A 16,314-nucleotide genomic window follows, 5' to 3' on the forward strand; every position below is an offset into this window, starting at 1 on the left:
GCTTGTGCTTGTGGTCGTGCTCCTGCGGGGAGTGGTCGTGCGCGGACGTCCCGGAGGCCGGGTGGCTGTGCGCGGACACCAGGGCCAGCTCGCGCGCGGGGGCCTCGGCGGGGTCGTGGTCGTGGGAGTGTCCGTGCCCGCCGTCGTCGGGGCCGTGCGGGTGCGGGTGGTCGTGGGAGTGACCGTGGTCGTGCTCATGGTGGTCGTGCGTATGCCCGTGGCCGTGCTCGTGCTTGCGGTGGTGCAGAGCCCGTCGTACGAGGGTCAGCCCCGCCCCCGTCACCAGCACCCCGCTCGCGACGCCCAGCCAGGTGATCACCGAGGGCGCCGCCCCCGAACCCGCCGTGACCAGCAGGCCCAGGGCGACCACGCCGAGGGTGTGGGTCACCGTGACCGACGCGGCCAGGGGCATGACGTCCTTGAGGCGGGCCTTGCCGCCGCGGGCCGTCGCCACCGCCGCCATCAGGGTCTTGCCGTGGCCGGGGGCGAGCGCGTGCAGCGCGCCCAGCGCTATGGCGATGAACAGGGCCAGCGCGGCGAAACCGAAGGTGAGGTCGTGGCGGGCCACCAGGGAGTCCAGCGCCCGGGTCCAGCGGTCGGCGCCGCGGGGGAGCACGGAGGCCGCCGGGGCGTCCTCCCGCTCCTCGGAAAGGGCCGGGCCACCGGGTCGTACCCGCAGTTCCGCCGTCGTGGTGTCGGCGGGGGAGGAGAGCAACTCCTGCGGGTAGTCGGTCAGTTCGCGGGAGACCGACTTCGTCGGTACGTCCGACGCCGTGAGCGTCGTCCGGTCGCCGCGCGCGGTGATCTCCCGCCAGCCGGGCCCCGAGTCCGTGCCCGCGCCGCGGAAGCCGAGGGCGACCGCGGAGCCCTCGGGGAGCGGTGCCGTCAGCTCGCACTCCACACGCAGGGTGTCGAGCCCCGCCTGGCCGGGCCGCACCCGGGCCTTGCTGTCCTGGACCGTGAGGGCAGCCGTACGGCCGTCGACGGTGACCTCGCTGTCCCGGGCGGCCGTCTCGCACCGCTGCGCGGCCCAGTCGGCCATGCCCAGCTTCTCGATGTCCGGCTTCGCCTGGGTCGCCGGGATCTCGGCGAGGTCCTCGACGTGGTCGACACGCAGCTGTCCCGGGGCGGCGACGAGACCGTCGTAGCGGTTGACGGTGAAGTTGCCGAGGGGGTGCGCGCTCGCGGCTCCGGAGGGGAGGAGGACGAGCGCGCACGCGGCCGTGAGCACGGCCGCACCGGAGGCGAACAGACGACGGGACCTCACTTGGCCGCCTCCAGGTCCTTGAGCGCCTTGCGGGCCTCGCCGGAACCCAGCGTCGAGAAACCGGGGTTCAGCTTCAGGGCCGCCTTGAGATGGGTGCGGGCGTCCTTCTCGTGGCCCGTGGCGCGTTCGATGACGCCGCGGTGGTAGAGGAACGAGGCGTTGCGGTAGCCCGTCGCGGTGGCCCGGCGGGCGTACGGCAGGGCCTCCTCGTCCTCGCCGTTGACATGCAGGGCCCAGGCCAGGGCGTCTGCCGTGTGCACGGTGTGCCGGCGGTCCCACTCGGCGCGGGCCGCGCGCAGCGCCGCCTTCTTGTCGCCGTGGTCGGCGGCGGCGAGCGCGGTGTCCAGGTCGGCGTTGACGCCGTTGGCGCGGGCGAGCGCCGTCCAGGCGTCGACCAGGGCGTACTGGTCGTCGGCCTTGTCCGTGTCGCCGCGCTCGTCGTACAGCTCGCCCAGCTCGACGAGCGGGCCGGGCAGCGGGTAGCGGGCGACGACGTTCTCCAGGCCGCGGACCGCTTCCTTCTCGTCGCCGCTCGCGGCCTGCGCACGGGCGCGGCCTTCAAGGGCGGGGAGGTAGTCCTCGTCGGCGGCCAGAGCCCGCGCGTAGTAGGTGAGGGCATCCTTGTACTCGCCCTGGTTCCACGCGAGTTGGCCGAGCTGCGTGGCGACGTACGCCACGTCACCGGGGGTGGAGGCGGACCTGAAGGCCTGCTTCAGCACCCGCTTCGCCGTGCTCACGTCGCCGCGCAGCTCATGGACGTACGCGTACCGCGTGAAGATCGGGATGCCGGGCTTGCGGGAGTCCGCCGTGTCGGCGGCCTTCGCGGCGTCGGCGTAGCGGCCGAGCTCGACGAGGGCGTCGATCCGGGAGGACAGGGCGCGTTCGTTGTAGGGGTTCTGCTTCAGGGTCCGGTCGGCGTACTCCAGGGCGTCCTCGAAGTCGTGCCGGGCCGCGGCCAGGGCGGCACGGCCGGCGAGGGCCTGCTCGTTGTCCGCCTTCAGCTCCAGCGACCGCTTCAGGGCCTTGTCGGCCTGCGGGTAGCGGGAGGGGTCGCCCTTGGTGCGGGCCTGTTCGACATAGGCGAGCCCGAGGGTGGCCCAGCTGCCGAAGTCCTTCGGCTGGGAGCGGAGATGGGCTTGCAGGGAGGCGATGCCCGCGTCCAGGTCCCCACTGGAGAGCAGCGCCGGTGACATGGCACTCGGCGCGGCCGCGACGGTCGTACCGCCGTCGTCGCGCAGGGCGCCGACGGCGATCGAACCCGAGGTGAGGGCAATGGCCAACAGAACGGCAGAACCGCCGAGTTGTACGGCGCGCCGCCGCCCTCCGGTGGCTGTCGTCTCGTCGTCGTTCGTACCCGGGACCATTGCCCTCTCCTATGGATCGCTCTGGCTGGATGTACAGGCGCGGCCCGCGCCGTGGGGGATGAGTACGTGCGGGCCGCGCCAGTCAGGGGTGGCCTAGTACGGCCGGGTCCGCATCCGGCGCCACCACATGAGACCCGCACCGATCAGTGCGATACCGGCCGCGCCGGCGCCCGCCGAAGCGGCGACCAGAGTGGTGTCGTCCATGCCCGTGCCGGAGGAGCCCGCCGGCTGGAGCGCGTCGCCCAGCTGGTTGCGGACGTCGTTCCCACCGCTGACGCCCTTGGCGAGCTTCCCGCGGGACCCCGCGGTCGGGTTGGCCAGGTACGGGAAGGACTTCTTGAACTTCTTGTCGTTCTTGTCGACCGCGTCGCCCAAGTCGTTCTTGGCACCGAGGAGTTCACCCTCGACGACCTGGAGCGCGGCGTCGAGCACGTCGTCGGTGAGCCGACGCCCGTTCGGGAAGCCCGCGTTGTCGCCGTCCAGCACACCGAGCCGCTTGGGATCGTCGGTCGGCTTGATGGACGTGTTGAGCCGCAGCTCCTCCGCCGCCCGCACGTGCGGCGGCTGGTTGAGGCCCTCGACGCCCTTCAGGAAGACGTCGACGAGGTCGTTGCGAGGCTCGTCGGGCGCGTCGATCTTGTAGATCGCCTCGATGAGCTTCGGCAGCTCCGGGTTGGTCACGTTCTTGAGGAAGTCGCCGTCGTTCCAGGGCGAGGACGCGTTGAACTTGTCCTTGTCCTTGATGGGGTTGACGACCTCGTTGACCAGCGGCATGCCCAGACGCGAGACCTGGGTGAAGTACCCCTGCGCGTTCTTGCGCTGGGTCGTCGACCAGATGCCGACGATCGGCTGGTCCTTGGACTCCGTGATCATGTCCGTCGGCACCTGGAGGGCGACGGAGTTGACGTTGTAGCCCTTGAGGGTGTCACGGCCGACCTCGGAGAGGTTTCCGCCGTACAGCAGGTCGAAGACGCGCAGGTCCAGGAAGAACGGGTCGTCGGCCTGGCCGGCGAAGGTCGTCGAGCCGCCGGGCAGCTTGTAGATCGCTTCCTTGCGCAGCTTGTTGTAGTCCGGCATCGACGCCTTGCCGACGTTCGACGGTGCCACCGGCACGTCGTCGGCGACCTTGGTCCTCGACACCTCGTGCTGGTTCTTGAGCTTGATCAGCTCGATGTCGTACGTCTGCGTGATGTTGAGGTCCGGGTCGTCGAGGCTCTCGACGGGACCGGTGTTGTACAGGAACGTCTTGTCGTTCTTGACGTGCGTCTTGAACGTGTAGCGGAAGACCAGCTCGCCCTGCGCGTCACCGTTGTTGTCGATGTGGATGTCGTACTGGGCGTCCTCGGCGAACGTGAAGAAGTTCGGTCCGCCGGCCGGCTCCTCGAACGGGATCCAGTTCGCGATGAGCGTCGTCGTGTCCGGCTTGTCCGGGCTGACGAACGCGTACACGTCCGTGTTGTCGTACTGCGGGGTCCCCGAGATCAGCGGGGCCTCCCGGTGACTGGAGGCGCTGGCCGCCCCCGGTTCCAGCACGGCCACACCGGCGGCTGCGAGCCCACCGGCGGCCAGCGAAGCGCATATGAGGGTCGCGACGCTCCTGCGCCCCGCACCGCTCCTGGAGATAGGTGTCATGCCGTCCGTCCTCAGTCCCAACTTGCCTGACGAACGCTGATTCGGAGCGGTCGGCAGGGCGGATTGGTCGAATCCCAAACGTTCTTACGGCGGATTCGGGATCATGTTTCATCGAACGGCGACCCGCGTTTTCGGCGCTCTGATCCGTAACCCCATCCGGAGGTGTGTTCGTTGCGAATACCTCGTGGGACCGGACGGCCCAGATGTGGTTTTGCGGGAGGGGGAGGCGACTTGGAGGCGGACGAGCTTCTGGTGCTCGTTGCGGGCGGGGACCAGAAGGCATTCGAGGAGCTGTACGGACTGGTCTCCGGGCCGGTGTTCGGCCTGGTGCGCCGAGTGGTGCGGGATCCGGCGCAGTCGGAGGAGGTGGCGCAGGAGGTGCTGCTCGAGACCTGGCGGTCCGCCGCGCGGTTCGACCCCGGCCGGGGCAGCGCCCTGTCCTGGATCCTCACCCTCGCCCACCGCCGGGCCGTCGACCGGGTGCGCAGCGCCCGCGCCGCCGGCGAGCGCGAACTGCGGGTGGCCCGGCGGGCGAACGGCCCCGCCTTCGACCATGTCACCGAGGAGGTCGAGGCCGGACTCGAACGCGAGTGGGTGCGCCGCTGTCTGGAACGGCTCACCGAACTCCAGCGCCAGTCCGTCACCCTCGCCTACTACGACGGCTACACGTACCGTGAAGTGGCCGAGCGGCTCTCGCTGCCGCTGGGCACCGTCAAGACCCGGATGCGCGACGGACTGACCCGGATGCGCGAGTGCATGGGAGGTGCGGCATGAGCCTCCTCGGCAATCTGTTCCGCCGCGAGGACCCGCACTCGCTCGCCGCGCCCTACGCCCTCGACGCCCTGGAGCCCGCCGAGCGGGCCCGCTTCGAGAAGCACCTGAAGAACTGTCCGGCCTGCGCCGCCGAGGTCCGCGCCCTGACCGAGGACGCCGCGCGCCTCGCCTGGACGACGGTCGCACCGGCGCCGGCCGCGATGCGCGACCGGGTCCTGGCCGCCGTACGCACCACCGCGCAGGAACCGGTGCGCGCGCAACCGGCGCGGGTGCACGAGCCCCAACTGCCGCCGCACGTCTGGGGCACGCAGGCACCCCCGGCACGCTCCCGTGCGCCCCGGGAGCGCCGCCCCCTGTTCGTGCCGTTCGCCACCGCCACGGCCGCCGCGGCCCTCGTGGTCGCCTCGCTGTTCGCCGTACAGGCGAACGACACCCGGGACCAGCTGAACGCCGAGCGGGTCCGGGCGAGTGAGATCGCCCACGTTCTCGCAGCTCCCGACGCCCGGGCGAGCACCGGCAAGGACGCGCAGGGCCGCAGTATCGGGGTGGTCGCGTCCGCGTCGGAGGGCAGAGCGGTGGTCACCCTCAGCGGATACGACGACATTCCGACCGACCGCGTGAACCAGTTGTGGCTCATGCGCCCCGGCGCGCAACCGCGCTCCCTCGGGCTCTTCGACGCCGACACGCCCTTGGTCACCTCCGGTCTCGACAAGTCCGCCACGTCACTGGCTGTAACCGTCGAGCCCGACGGCGGATCGGCGCAGCCCACTACTCAGCCAGTTGTCCAACTCGCCCTGAAATCGGTTGGATTCGGAGAGTAACCACGGAGGGGTCGTCAACACCCTTATGGGGAAGGTGAATCCTGTGACCGCGATACACGAGTGCCCCATGAGGGCGATAGGGTTACCCTGCCCGGGCCGGGTGGACTCGTACGGGTGGGGAGTGACATGGAACAGATAACAGTGCGCAGCAGGGCGAGGGTCCCTGCGATCACCTGCGGGAGCAGCGCGACCAGTTCGCGCCTCGACCGCCATCTCTCGGTGCTGGGCGGTCCTGTCGTCCCGCAGCGTGAGGCGGCCGAGGCGACTTCGCTGATGCGTGAGCTGACCGCCCGTGAACCCGCGCAGAACCGCAGCGACAGGGGTGCGCGCGTCCGTCGCGTCTCGCTCTTCGCCCCGCTGCGTCGACTGCGCCGGTCGCTGTTCGGCGGGCGGTAGCCCGCACGCTCAGGCGTTTCCGACCCGCGCCCGGCCGGCCGTACCGCCCCGGCGCCCTGCCGCGACTCCGTCGTCCGTCATCCCCACGGCATGCGGCAGCGCCGGGTACGTCCACCGGGCGCGGGTACACCACCCACCCCACCCCGCTCGAACTCACCGGCAGGGCCCATCAGTTGGGTCGCAAACGCTCCGAAGTCACGCCCGGCGAACAGTAGTTCAGCGCTTCCCCGTTCCAGCGCCCGCCTCTCTCACCCTTCCCCGCGTGCATACCGACGCACCGCGAGCGGCGCACACACGGCGATCAGCACCGCACACCACGCGAGCGACCCGGCGACCGGATGAGCCACCGGCCAGGCAGCCCCCTCCGGGACCGGCGCGTTGCCGAAGAGCTCCCGTACGGCCGTGGTGACCGCGCTGATCGGGTTCCACTCGGCGAGCGTGCGCAGCCAGCCCGGCATGCCGTCGACGGGGATGTACGCGTTGGACAGCAGCGGCAGCATGAAGGTCGCGCCGCCCAGCTGCCCCGCCGCCTCCTCGCTGCGTGAGGCGAGCCCCAGCAGGATGCCCACCCAGGTGGCGGCCAGCCGGAAGAGCAGCAGCAGGCCGAACGCGCCCATCGCCGCGAGCCACCCGCCCTCGACCCGCCAGCCCATCGCCAGCCCCACGAGAAGCAGCGGGACCAGCCCGACCGCCGTCACCAGCAGATCGGCGACCGCCTGGCCCGCGGGGACCGCCGAGCGGCTCATCGGAAGGGTGCGGAAACGGTCCATCACCCCGCGATGGGAGTCCGCGGCGGCGGTGAACATCCCGGTCATGACGCCGTTCGCGACGGTCGCCACCAGCATCCCCGGCACCAGGAACGCCCGGTACTCCTCGCCCGGCATGGCCAGCGCGCTGCCGAAGACATAGCCGAAGAACAGCAGGAAGACGATCGGCATCGTCTGCGTCATGAGCGTGATCGCGGGCGCGTGCCGGACCTTGTGGAGGTGGCGGCCCAGGACCGCCGTACCGTCGTGGATCACCGCAGTCACGCGGCGACCTCCTCTCGTGCGGTGAGGCGCAGGAACACCTCGTCGAGGGTGGGCGGGCGCAGGCTCGCGTCGACGACCGGCACGCTGCCGGCGTCGAGTTCGCGGACGATGCGGGGGAGGGTGAGGCCGGGGTCGAGGACGACCGCGCCCGCCGTGCGCCGCTCGGCGTCGAGCACCGGACGGGCACCGGTCAGCTGATCGAGGACCACGGCGGCCGCGTGCAGTGCGGGGGTGCCGCCGTCCTCGGCGACCACCACCTCGGCGTACCGCCCCGTCTGCGCCTTGAGTTCGGCGGGGGTGCCCTGGTGGGCGACCCGGCCCTCGTCGATCAGTACGACGCGGTCGGCCAGCCGGTCGGCCTCCTCCAGGTACTGCGTGGTCAGCAGCACGGTGGTGCCCTCGCCCACCAACTCCCTTACGGCGTCCCAGATCTCGTTCCTGCTGTGCGGATCGAGCCCGGTCGTCGGCTCGTCAAGGAACAGCACGGCGGGCCGGGTGATGAGGCTCGCGGCGAGGTCGAGACGGCGGCGCATGCCACCCGAGTAGGTGCGGGCGGGCCGGTCGGCGGCGTCGGTCAGTGCGAACCGCTCCAGCAGCTCGTCGGCGCGGGTCCGCGGGGCGCGCAGCAGCCGTGCGAACAGCCGCAGGTTCTCGGCGCCGGTGAGGTCGCCGTCCACCGAGGCGTACTGCCCGGTGACCGCGATCCGCCGACGCACCTTCGCGGCCTCGCGCACCACGTCGTACCCGGCGACCCGGGCCGTCCCCGCGTCCGGCCGCAGCAGCGTGGTCAGCACCCGCACCGCGGTCGTCTTGCCCGCGCCGTTCGGCCCGAGCAGCCCGCAGACCGTGCCCTCCTCGACCGCGAGATCGAGTCCGCGCAGCGCGTGGACATCGCGGAAACGGCGCTCCAGACCCTCACTAAGTACAGCGTACGTAGTAATCATACGGCCACGGTACCCCACTACGTACGCCGTACGTAACTAAGATGAGGGGGAGGTGATGATCCATGGCGGGCCGAGCGGCCGAACCCGAGGTGATCTGGGCGCGCCCCGAGCGCACGGGCCGAGGCCCGAAACCGGCGTACAGCCGGGCGGACATCGCCGCGGCGGCGGTCCGTATCGCCGACGCGGACGGGCTGGACGCGGTCTCGATGCGGCGGGTGGCGGCGGAGATCGGCTGCGGCACGATGTCGCTGTACAACTACGTGCCGCGCAAGGAGGACCTGTACGAGCTGATGGTCGATCTGATCAGCGGCGAGTACGAGCTCTCTGCCGAGGGCCACGGGGACTGGCGGGCGGACATGACGGACTTCGCCCGGCAGGCGCTCGGCATCATGCGGCGCCATCCCTGGGTGGTGCGGGTGATGTCGACGGTGTACTCCATCAGCCCGAACGCGCTGCGCGTTCTCGACCGGGTGCTCGCCTGCCTGGAGGGCCTCGATGTGCCGCCCGGCACCAAGCTGGAGCTGTTCGGGATGGTGAACGGGTCGGTGATGACCTTCGTCGCCAACGAGCAGGCGGTCGCCGAGCGGTCGCGGTCGGTGCCGTGGTCGGCGGAGCAGGAACAGGCGGTGCGGGGGGCGTACATGATGGGGCGGGTCGGGACCGGGGAGTATCCGCACCTGGCCGCGTTGTTCGCGCAGGGGATGGCGCCGCCGGATGATCCGGAGGGGACGTTCGACCGGATGGTGACGAGGTTGCTGGACTCCTTCGATCCGAAGAACTAGATCAGGCCCAACTGGCCTTCCGGGCCTTCCTCGTGGTGGTCCAGCACCGAGGCCGGCCTGCGTGCCGTCTCCGGTACCGGGAACACGCCCGCCCTGCGCAGCTCCGCCGCCGTGATCCGTGCCGTCGCCGTCGCCGTCACTGTCAACTCGGCTTGCTCCCGCGTCACTTCCGCCGTCAGCGCCAGGACCGTGATCAGCTCAAGGAGCTCCGACGTCCAGGTCTGGGGCCAGGTCGCCGGGCGGAGGGCCGACAGGGTGCCCGGCTCGGGCTCCGCCGTCCTCGTCGTGAACCACTCCTCCAGGACACGCACGCCGTTGACCTCGAAGTCCCAGGCCTGCGGGGGCACGGGGGAGATACGGCCCTCGTCGAGGTGGAGGGTCTCCTCGTCGCGGTCGTAGTGGAGGCCGAGGGGGCGGGTCGGCAGCGGGGCGCGGACGTAGGGGCGGCGGCCGCCGGGCAGCTTGGGACGGTCCCCGTCGCGGCGCACGAGCCGCAGGAGGCGGTGGCCCAGTTCGGTGCCCCGGGCCCAGAGCTCGGGGTCGTCGGTGAGAGGCACGGCGAGGTCCGGGCGTACGGCGGTCAGGGTCCAGGCGAGGACGTCCGACGGGTCCACGGACCGGCCGAGCCGCTCGCCCAGATACTCCGCCAGGCCCGGCGCCAGGTTCGGTTCCGCCCCGTCGGGCCGCCGGTACAGCGGGCGGACACGGCCGGGGCGCAGCAGCGGGAGCAGGGACGTGGCGATCAGCACCGGGCCGGGGCCGCCTGCCGTCTCCGCGACGAAGACCTGGTGCTCGTCCGCCACCCGCCACAACTCAGGGCGGGCCGTGTCGATCAGCCGGTGGTCGGGGATCAGCCAGTGCTCGTCGAAGGGGGCGTGCAGCACACGCACCGGCTCGGCGCAGGGGCCGGTGGCGCGGGCGAGCTTCTCCGTGCCGCCCGGCTGTCCCGGCAGCTGTCCGACCGCCGAGCGCAGGGTGCGGGAACGCGTCGGCTCGAACAGGGCCTCCCGATCCGGGCCCTCGGCCTTCAGCAGGGCGTCCCAGCGGGCCTTCAGGGACGCCGGGTCGGGACCCGTCGGCCACCCCCGGCCGAGCCGCGGCGGTGCGACGGACCACGGCATGAGGTCCGCGAGCAGCGGAGCGTCGTCGTGCGTCACGCTGGGCATCGTACGACGTTCGGCCGACAGGCAGTCGGGGTCACACGGGTCAGTTGGCCTCCAGCGTCACCGTGAAGGAGAAGCGGTCGCCCCGGTAGTGGATCACCGCCACGTCCAGCACCCGTCCCTCCCCGTCGTACGTCACCCCCGTGTAGTGCAGGATCGGGCTCAGCAACGGCACTTGGAGCAGCTGGGCCGTCTCCGGGTCCGCGAGGCGCGCCTCCACCGTGTCCGTGATACGGCTGATGTCCGCGCCGACGACATCCCGCAGCACCTTGGTCATCGGCCAGCGGACCAGGTCGTCCAGGTCGATGCGCGCGCCGAGTTCGGGGCGGATCCAGTTGCGGGCGTGGTTGGTCGGCTCGCCCGTCTTCTCGTCGCCCCGGAGACGGTGGTACGTCGCCGCCTCGGTCAGGTCCGGGAAGTACTCGGCGAGTTCGGCCGGAACGGGACCCTTGCCGTGGTCGAGCAGTTCTGTGGCCATCCCCGACTGCTGGGCCACGATCGCGTCCACCGAACCGAGGAGCCGGACCGGGGCCCCTCGTAGCGCGTTCGGCTCGATGAACGTGCCGCGCCGGCGATGCCGGGTGATCAGCCCCTCGTCCTCCAGCTCCTTCAACGCCTGCCGCATGGTCAGCACGCTCACCCCGTAATGGCCCGCCAACTGCTCCTCGGTGGGCAGTCGCAGCGGATCCTGGGGCGAGCGGCCCAGTATCGAGGCGCGCAGCGACTGCGAGACCTGGTACCAGAGCGGCAGCTTGCGGTTCAGGACGATCGAGTCCGGGGCGAAGGAGGTCACGGGGCTATCCGTACCGGTAGCCGACGATCAGTGCAACGGGCGGAAGTGGCGTTCCAGCCCCTTCCACACCTCGTCGTAGTGCCGTTGCAGATGATCGGCCTGGGCCGCGTGCGCGGTGAGCGTCACCGGCCAGCGTGTCTCGAACATGAACGCCAGCCCGTCGTCCACCTTCTGCGGCTTCAGCTCGGCCGCGCTCGCCCGGTCGAACGTCTCCCGGTCCGGACCGTGCGCCGACATCATGTTGTGCAGCGAGCCGCCACCGGGCACGAAGCCCCCCTTGCCGGCTGTCTTCGCGTCATAGGCGCCCTCGATGAGCCCCATGTACTCGCTCATCACGTTCCGGTGGAAGTACGGCGGCCGGAAGGTGTCCTCGCCGACCAGCCAGCGCGGCGCGAAGACGACGAAGTCCACGCCGGCCAGCCCCGGGGTGTCCGACGGGGACGTCAGCACCGTGAAGATCGACGGGTCGGGATGGTCGTACGAGATCGTCCCGATGACGTTGAAGCGGCGCAGGTCGTAGACGTACGGCACATGGTTGCCGTGCCAGGCGACCACGTCGAGCGGGGAGTGGTCGTAGGTCGCCGTCCAGAGGTTGCCGCAGAACTTGTTGACCACCTCGACCGGGCCGTCGACGTCCTCGTAGGCGGCCACGGGGGCTTTGAAGTCACGGGCGTTGGCGAGGCCGTTGGCGCCGATCGGGCCGAGGTCGGGGAGTTGGAAGGGGGCGCCGTAGTTCTCGCAGACGTAGCCGCGGGCGGCGGAGTCGAGGAGCTCCACGCGGAAGCGGACCCCGCGCGGGATCAGGGCCACATGTCCGGGCTCGGCGTGCAGCAGGCCGAACTCCGTGCGCAGCAGCAGGCCGCCCTGCTCGGGGACGATCAGCAGCTCGCCGTCGGCGTCGCTGAAGACGCGGTCCATGGAGTCGGTGGCGTGGTAGACGTGCACGGCCATGCCGGTGCGCTGGGTCGTGTCGCCGTTGCCGCCCAGGGTCCACAGGCCGGCCAGGAAGTCGGTCCCCTCCCTCGGCTCCGGCAGCGGGTTCCAGCGCAGCCGGTTCGGGTCGGGCACGGACTCGGTGAAGGGGGCCGAGCGGATCCAGCCGTTGTGGGTGTGGGTGAACGCCGGGTGCGCGGCCGAGGGGCGGATCCGGTACAGCCAGGAGCGGCGGTTGTGGGCGCGGGGCTCGGTGAACGCCGTGCCGCTGAGCTGCTCCGCGTAGAGGCCGAGGGGTGCCCGCTGGGGGGCGTTGCGGCCCTCGGGCAGGGCGCCGGGGACGGCCTCCGAGCTGTGCTCGTTGCCGAAACCGGAGAGGTAGGTCAGCCCCTCCGCCGTCTTCCGTGTGTCCCCGCTCATGATCGCTCCCTTGCGAATCCGATTCCTATGTATCACCGTAGGATTGCGGTTTCGCGGGCGCAAGAGGGCCGTGGGGCGTGCTTTCCGCCGACGGGCCTCCTCATCAGGGAGGAGGAGAACCAGACTCCAGGGGGATTCGGCTTTCGGAACGTTGTTCTAGTCTCCCGGGCATGTCGTGGACGCGGACGCTGCCGGCCGCGCTCGCGGTCTGTGTCCTCCTGTGGGCCGGAACCGCGAGCTGCGGTTCCGATCATGCGCGGGAACAGGAGAACAGCGCGGTGTCGCCCTCGCCGGTCGGCAAGGTGCTCGACGACACCGACGAGGAGGGGCGCCACTACCGCGAGGTGGACGAGGACAACGCGCCCGAGGTGGACATCGAGGTGCAGCCGGACAGCGACGACAGCTGGGACGTGCGCCTGACCGTGCAGAACTTCCGCTTCTCCCCGTCCGGCACCAAGCCGAAGGCGGTCAAGGGCCGCGGCCTGGTGTACCTCTTCGTGGACGGCGCCCTCGTCTCCCGACTGCGCACCCCCGAGTGCCACATCCCGGGCGACCTCGTCCCGCGCGGCACGCACACCGTCACCGCACGGCTCTACGCCGACGACGGCACGGTATGGGCCGTCGACGGCGACCCCGTCGAGAGCGCGGCCGACATCACGGCGTCGGGCGCCGAGGCCACCGCCGGACCGACCGCACTGAGTGCACCGGCCAACCATCTGCGTACAGGGGGGCGAGGTTCACCGGACCGCGGCGGAAAGGCATCATGAAACCCGTGCCCCACGCGACATCGCTACGCCGAGCGCCCGTGCAGCGGCGCAGTGCCGAACGCCTGACCAGGATCCTCGACGCCTGCGCCGACCTGCTCGACGAGGTCGGCTACGACGACCTGAGCACCCGGGCCGTCGCCCAGCGCGCGGGTGTCCCCATCGGCTCCGTCTACCGCTTCTTCGGTAACAAGCGGCAGATGGCCGACGCCCTCGCCCAGCGCAACCTCGAACGGTTCACCGCCCGCGTCACCGAACGCCTCAAAGAGGCGGCCGGCGGAGGCTGGCGGGCCGCGATGGACGCCGTCCTCGACGAGTACCTCGCCATGAAACGCACCGCCCCCGGCTTCTCCCTCGTCGACTTCGGCAACCAGATCCCGGTCGGCTCCCGCCACGCCGAACCCAACCACCGCGTCGCCGACCGCCTCACCGACCTCCTCTCCGGCTACATCGACCGCGAGCCGGACGAGGACCTCCGCCGCACCTTCCTCATCGCCGTCGAAACGGCCGACACCCTCGTACATCTGGCGTTCCGGGTGGCTCCGGAGGGGGACGAGCGGATCATCGAGGAGGCTCGGGAGATGTTGCGGGCGTATCTGGCGCGGGTGCTCGACTGAACACTGCCCCGCAGGCGCCGCCGTTGCTAGGGTGATCGCACCCTTGGGTCGGGGCATGGGGGGACGCAATGGCTCGGGTCGTCTGCATCCACGGGATCGGGCAACAGCACGCGGGGGAGCGGGGGTTGCACACCTCCTGGTACCCCGCGCTCAGCGACGGACTGACCCGCGCCGACACTCGGGCCACGCTCGGCCCGGACGACGTGCGGTGCGTGTTCTACGGCGACCTGTTCCGCCCACCGGGCCGCAAGCTCTCCGTCCAGGACCCGCCGCTCACCGCCGCGGACGTCTCGCAAGGGCTGGAAGCCGACCTGCTGCTCGCCTGGTGGGCGGAGGCCGCCCGCACCGACGACGCCGTGCCGGGGCCCGACGCCCGCACCCTCGTCCGCACCCCGGCGACGGTCCAGCGCGCGCTCAACGCCCTCAGCCGCTCCCGGTTCTTCGCCGAGGTGGCACTGCGCTCCATGATCCTCGACCTCAAGCAGGTGCGTGCGTACCTGTGCGACACGGATCTCGGGGACGCCGTGCAGAAACGCGTCGCGGACGTGGTGACCGAACGCACCCAGGTGGTCGTGGGGCACTCCCTGGGCAGCGTCGTCGCGTACGAGGCGCTGTGCGCGCACCCCGACTGGCCGGTGCGGGCGCTGCTGACCCTGGGCTCACCGCTGGGGGTGCGCAACCTCGTCTTCGACCGGCTGCGCACGGGAACGGGAGGAGCACCCGGCGACTGGCCGGGCTCCGTACGGTCCTGGACCAACATCGCCGACGAGGGGGACGTGGTCGCCCTGGCCAAGGACCTGCGGCCACTGTTCGGAAACAGGGTCGACTGTCATCTGGTCCACAACGGGGCACGGGCCCACGACGTGACGCGCTACCTGAACACACGGGAGGCCGGCCGGGCGGTGACCGATGGATGTGGGCTCGGCTGAGGCACCGGCGGCCCCCGAGGCCCGCCGCTTCCTGATCTCCACGGCCGTCACCCACGTCCGTGCGCACCCCGACGCCGAACGCCCCGAACTCGCCGACGACGTACGCCTGATCGATGAACTCTTCCTCGGCGAACTCGGTTACGTCCGGGGCGCCGAACTCGGCCTCGACCCGTCGCGGGACGAACTCGTCGACACCCTGCGCGCCTTCGCCCGCGCACCCGACCGCCGCCCCGACGACTACGTGGTGCTCTACCTCGCGGCCCATGGAGTCGTCGGCGACGGCAGCAACCGCCACTACCTCCTGCTGCACGACAGCGACGACACCGATCTGCGCGGCACCGCACTGCCCACCGAGCACCTCGTCGAGTACCTGTGGGAGGACACCCCCGTCGAACGGCTCCTGGTACTGCTCGACACCTGCTACGCGGAGGAGGGCGTGGACCTCGCGCTGCGCCGGGCCCTGGAGGCCCGCCGCTTCCAGAAGCCGGTCACCGGGACCGGCAGCACCGGGCTCGCGCTCGTGGCCTCCTCCCGGCGCAAGGAGGAGACCTACGCCGGTGCGCTGTCGGCCGCCTTCGACCGGGCGGTGCGCCAAGAGGTCGCCGCCGGGCATGTGCCCGCCCACATCGGCCTCGACGTCGTCATGGCCGCCGTCGGCAGCGACCCCGAGATGCCGCCCGCCCAGAGCCCCGTCATGCTGACCTACGCCAGCGGCGGCACTCTCGCGTTCCTGCGCAACCCGCGCCACACCCCCGACGCCGACCGGCGCAGCCTGGAGGAGATCGACCGCATCGTCGCCCTCGGCGCCCGCGAACAACGCGCCCGCGAACGGGACATGCGGGACTTCCACCTTCCCCGCGCCCGCGGCACGGACCTCCCCACCGAGGACGTCTGGCACTTCACCGGACGGCACGCGGCACTCGGCGACCTCACCTCCTGGCTGGCACCGCAGCGCGCGGGCGAGCGCCTGTGCGTCGTGACCGGCGACCCCGGCTCGGGGAAGTCCTCCCTGCTCAGCATGGTCGGCGTGCTCACCGATCCCGAACACAGCGCCTCCGTCCCGCGCTCCGGACTGCCCCGCCACCTGCCAGGACCGGGAGACGTCGACCAGATCGTCAACGCCAGCCACCTCTCCACCCGGCAGCTCCTGGACGCGCTGTCCGCCGCCGCCGGCTGCGCCGCGGAGTCACTGGGCGCCCTCACCGCCCACCTCCAGACCAGGGACCGCCCCCTCGTCGTCATCGTCGACTCCCTGGACGAGGCCCTCACTCCGCACGAGACCGCCGACGCGCTCATCGCACCGCTCACCGACCCCGAACTCCAGCTGCCCCTGAGGCTGTTGGTGGGAGCACGGCGACACGTCACGAGCCGGCTGCCCGAGGCCGCCGAGTGCATCGACCTCGACTCCGAGCGATACGGCGACCCCGACGCGGTCCGCGGCTACACCCGGACACTGCTGTGCACCCCCGGCTCGATCCTCGTCACCGCCCCGCCGCCGCTCGTGGACGCGATCGCCGAGGCCGTCGCCGAAGCCGCGGGCCGCTCCTTCCTGGTCGCCCGGATCACCGCCCGCACCATCGCCCGCGAGACCCGCCTCCCCGACCCCCACGACCAGCGGTGGCGCGACGAACTGCCCCGCCTCCCCGGCGAGGCCATGGAACGCGACCTGGTGCAACGCCCCGGC

General features: G+C 71.5%; 16 protein-coding genes. 8 read left to right on the plus strand and 8 right to left on the minus strand.

The window, feature by feature from the left end; all coding sequences use genetic code 11:
- The 3 genes from HLK59_RS40395 to HLK59_RS40405 form a co-directional block, all read right to left on the minus strand.
- The coding region (locus HLK59_RS40395; RefSeq protein ID WP_171146636.1) for a nickel transporter at nt 1-1,267 on the minus strand (1,267 nt) is incomplete at its 3' end.
- Complete coding sequence (locus HLK59_RS40400) at nt 1,264-2,631, minus strand: tetratricopeptide repeat protein (protein WP_171146637.1); 1,368 nt, start codon at nt 2,629-2,631, stop codon at nt 1,264-1,266. The genes HLK59_RS40400 and HLK59_RS40395, both read right to left, overlap by 4 nt.
- 93 nt (nt 2,632-2,724) lie before the next feature.
- The gene (locus HLK59_RS40405; protein WP_171146638.1) at nt 2,725-4,263 is read right to left on the minus strand and encodes a DUF4331 domain-containing protein; all 1,539 of its coding nucleotides are present in this window, start codon (nt 4,261-4,263) and stop codon (nt 2,725-2,727) included.
- 231 nt (nt 4,264-4,494) lie between these two features.
- On the opposite strand from HLK59_RS40405, the gene HLK59_RS40410 reads away from it, so the two are divergent.
- The 3 genes from HLK59_RS40410 to HLK59_RS40420 all read left to right on the plus strand — a co-directional run bounded on the left by HLK59_RS40410 (nt 4,495) and on the right by HLK59_RS40420 (nt 6,254).
- Entirely contained in the window at nt 4,495-5,037 is a 543-nt protein-coding gene (locus HLK59_RS40410; RefSeq protein WP_171146639.1) for a sigma-70 family RNA polymerase sigma factor, read from the plus strand.
- Nucleotides 5,034-5,858: an anti-sigma factor gene (locus HLK59_RS40415; RefSeq protein ID WP_171146640.1), complete on the plus strand. Its 825-nt coding sequence runs from the start codon at nt 5,034-5,036 to the stop codon at nt 5,856-5,858. Before HLK59_RS40410 ends, HLK59_RS40415 begins: the two co-directional genes overlap by 4 nt.
- 126 nt (nt 5,859-5,984) lie before the next feature.
- Complete coding sequence (locus HLK59_RS40420; RefSeq protein WP_095046249.1) at nt 5,985-6,254, plus strand: hypothetical protein; 270 nt, start codon at nt 5,985-5,987, stop codon at nt 6,252-6,254.
- 248 nt (nt 6,255-6,502) lie between these two features.
- Here HLK59_RS40420 and HLK59_RS40425 read toward each other — a convergent pair whose 3' ends face one another.
- Both HLK59_RS40425 and HLK59_RS40430 read right to left on the minus strand, forming a co-directional pair.
- Nucleotides 6,503-7,285, minus strand: coding sequence for an ABC transporter permease (locus HLK59_RS40425; protein WP_171146641.1), 783 nt, complete (start codon nt 7,283-7,285; stop codon nt 6,503-6,505).
- Nucleotides 7,282-8,229, minus strand: a complete 948-nt coding sequence (locus tag HLK59_RS40430; RefSeq protein WP_171146642.1) for an ATP-binding cassette domain-containing protein — start codon at nt 8,227-8,229, stop codon at nt 7,282-7,284. Before HLK59_RS40430 ends, HLK59_RS40425 begins: the two co-directional genes overlap by 4 nt.
- A 62-nt stretch (nt 8,230-8,291) precedes the next feature.
- Between HLK59_RS40430 and HLK59_RS40435 the strand changes: the two genes are divergently transcribed.
- Nucleotides 8,292-9,011 carry a TetR/AcrR family transcriptional regulator gene (locus HLK59_RS40435; protein ID WP_171146643.1) on the plus strand — a complete coding sequence of 240 codons (720 nt, stop codon included), beginning with the start codon at nt 8,292-8,294 and terminating at the stop codon, nt 9,009-9,011.
- Here the strand turns inward: HLK59_RS40435 and HLK59_RS40440 are convergent.
- The 3 genes from HLK59_RS40440 to hmgA are packed head-to-tail and all read right to left on the minus strand — an operon-like array spanning nt 9,008 to nt 12,320.
- Nucleotides 9,008-10,177, minus strand: a complete 1,170-nt coding sequence (locus tag HLK59_RS40440; RefSeq protein WP_171146644.1) for a type ISP restriction/modification enzyme — start codon at nt 10,175-10,177, stop codon at nt 9,008-9,010. The genes HLK59_RS40435 and HLK59_RS40440 overlap by 4 nt on opposite strands.
- A gap of 40 nt (nt 10,178-10,217) precedes the next feature.
- The gene (locus HLK59_RS40445; RefSeq protein WP_171146645.1) at nt 10,218-10,967 is read right to left on the minus strand and encodes a GntR family transcriptional regulator; all 750 of its coding nucleotides are present in this window, start codon (nt 10,965-10,967) and stop codon (nt 10,218-10,220) included.
- 27 nt (nt 10,968-10,994) lie between these two features.
- Nucleotides 10,995-12,320 (minus strand): homogentisate 1,2-dioxygenase, encoded by a 1,326-nt coding sequence (gene hmgA / locus HLK59_RS40450; RefSeq protein WP_171146646.1) that lies wholly within the window; start codon nt 12,318-12,320, stop codon nt 10,995-10,997.
- 170 nt (nt 12,321-12,490) lie between these two features.
- Here hmgA and HLK59_RS40455 point away from each other — a divergent pair, with 170 nt between their 5' ends.
- The 4 genes from HLK59_RS40455 to HLK59_RS40470 all read left to right on the plus strand — a co-directional run.
- Nucleotides 12,491-13,087: a hypothetical protein gene (locus HLK59_RS40455; protein ID WP_171146647.1), complete on the plus strand. Its 597-nt coding sequence runs from the start codon at nt 12,491-12,493 to the stop codon at nt 13,085-13,087.
- The gene (locus HLK59_RS40460) at nt 13,084-13,701 is read left to right on the plus strand and encodes a TetR/AcrR family transcriptional regulator (protein ID WP_171146648.1); all 618 of its coding nucleotides are present in this window, start codon (nt 13,084-13,086) and stop codon (nt 13,699-13,701) included. Before HLK59_RS40455 ends, HLK59_RS40460 begins: the two co-directional genes overlap by 4 nt.
- Before the next feature lie 68 nt (nt 13,702-13,769).
- Nucleotides 13,770-14,630 carry a hypothetical protein gene (locus HLK59_RS40465; RefSeq protein ID WP_171146649.1) on the plus strand — a complete coding sequence of 287 codons (861 nt, stop codon included), beginning with the start codon at nt 13,770-13,772 and terminating at the stop codon, nt 14,628-14,630.
- On the plus strand, nt 14,611-16,314 hold a 1,704-nt coding region (locus HLK59_RS40470), incomplete at its 3' end, for an AAA family ATPase (protein WP_171146650.1). The genes HLK59_RS40465 and HLK59_RS40470, both read left to right, overlap by 20 nt.

The sequence above is a fragment of the Streptomyces sp. S3(2020) genome (assembly GCF_013044505.1).
Lineage (GTDB): Bacteria > Actinomycetota > Actinomycetes > Streptomycetales > Streptomycetaceae > Streptomyces.

Excerpts from the sequence above, each read along its gene's own strand:
- HLK59_RS40400 (WP_171146637.1), bottom strand. The coding sequence starts at position 2,631 with ATGGTCCCGGGTACGAACGACGACGAGACGACAGCCACCGGAGGGCGG.
- HLK59_RS40405 (WP_171146638.1), bottom strand. The coding sequence starts at position 4,263 with ATGACACCTATCTCCAGGAGCGGTGCGGGGCGCAGGAGCGTCGCGACC.
- HLK59_RS40415 (WP_171146640.1), top strand. The coding sequence starts at position 5,034 with ATGAGCCTCCTCGGCAATCTGTTCCGCCGCGAGGACCCGCACTCGCTC.
- HLK59_RS40420 (WP_095046249.1), top strand. The coding sequence starts at position 5,985 with ATGGAACAGATAACAGTGCGCAGCAGGGCGAGGGTCCCTGCGATCACC.
- HLK59_RS40430 (WP_171146642.1), bottom strand. The coding sequence starts at position 8,229 with ATGATTACTACGTACGCTGTACTTAGTGAGGGTCTGGAGCGCCGTTTC.
- HLK59_RS40435 (WP_171146643.1), top strand. The coding sequence starts at position 8,292 with ATGGCGGGCCGAGCGGCCGAACCCGAGGTGATCTGGGCGCGCCCCGAG.
- HLK59_RS40440 (WP_171146644.1), bottom strand. The coding sequence starts at position 10,177 with ATGCCCAGCGTGACGCACGACGACGCTCCGCTGCTCGCGGACCTCATG.
- hmgA (WP_171146646.1), bottom strand. The coding sequence starts at position 12,320 with ATGAGCGGGGACACACGGAAGACGGCGGAGGGGCTGACCTACCTCTCC.
- HLK59_RS40455 (WP_171146647.1), top strand. The coding sequence starts at position 12,491 with ATGTCGTGGACGCGGACGCTGCCGGCCGCGCTCGCGGTCTGTGTCCTC.
- HLK59_RS40460 (WP_171146648.1), top strand. The coding sequence starts at position 13,084 with ATGAAACCCGTGCCCCACGCGACATCGCTACGCCGAGCGCCCGTGCAG.
- HLK59_RS40465 (WP_171146649.1), top strand. The coding sequence starts at position 13,770 with ATGGCTCGGGTCGTCTGCATCCACGGGATCGGGCAACAGCACGCGGGG.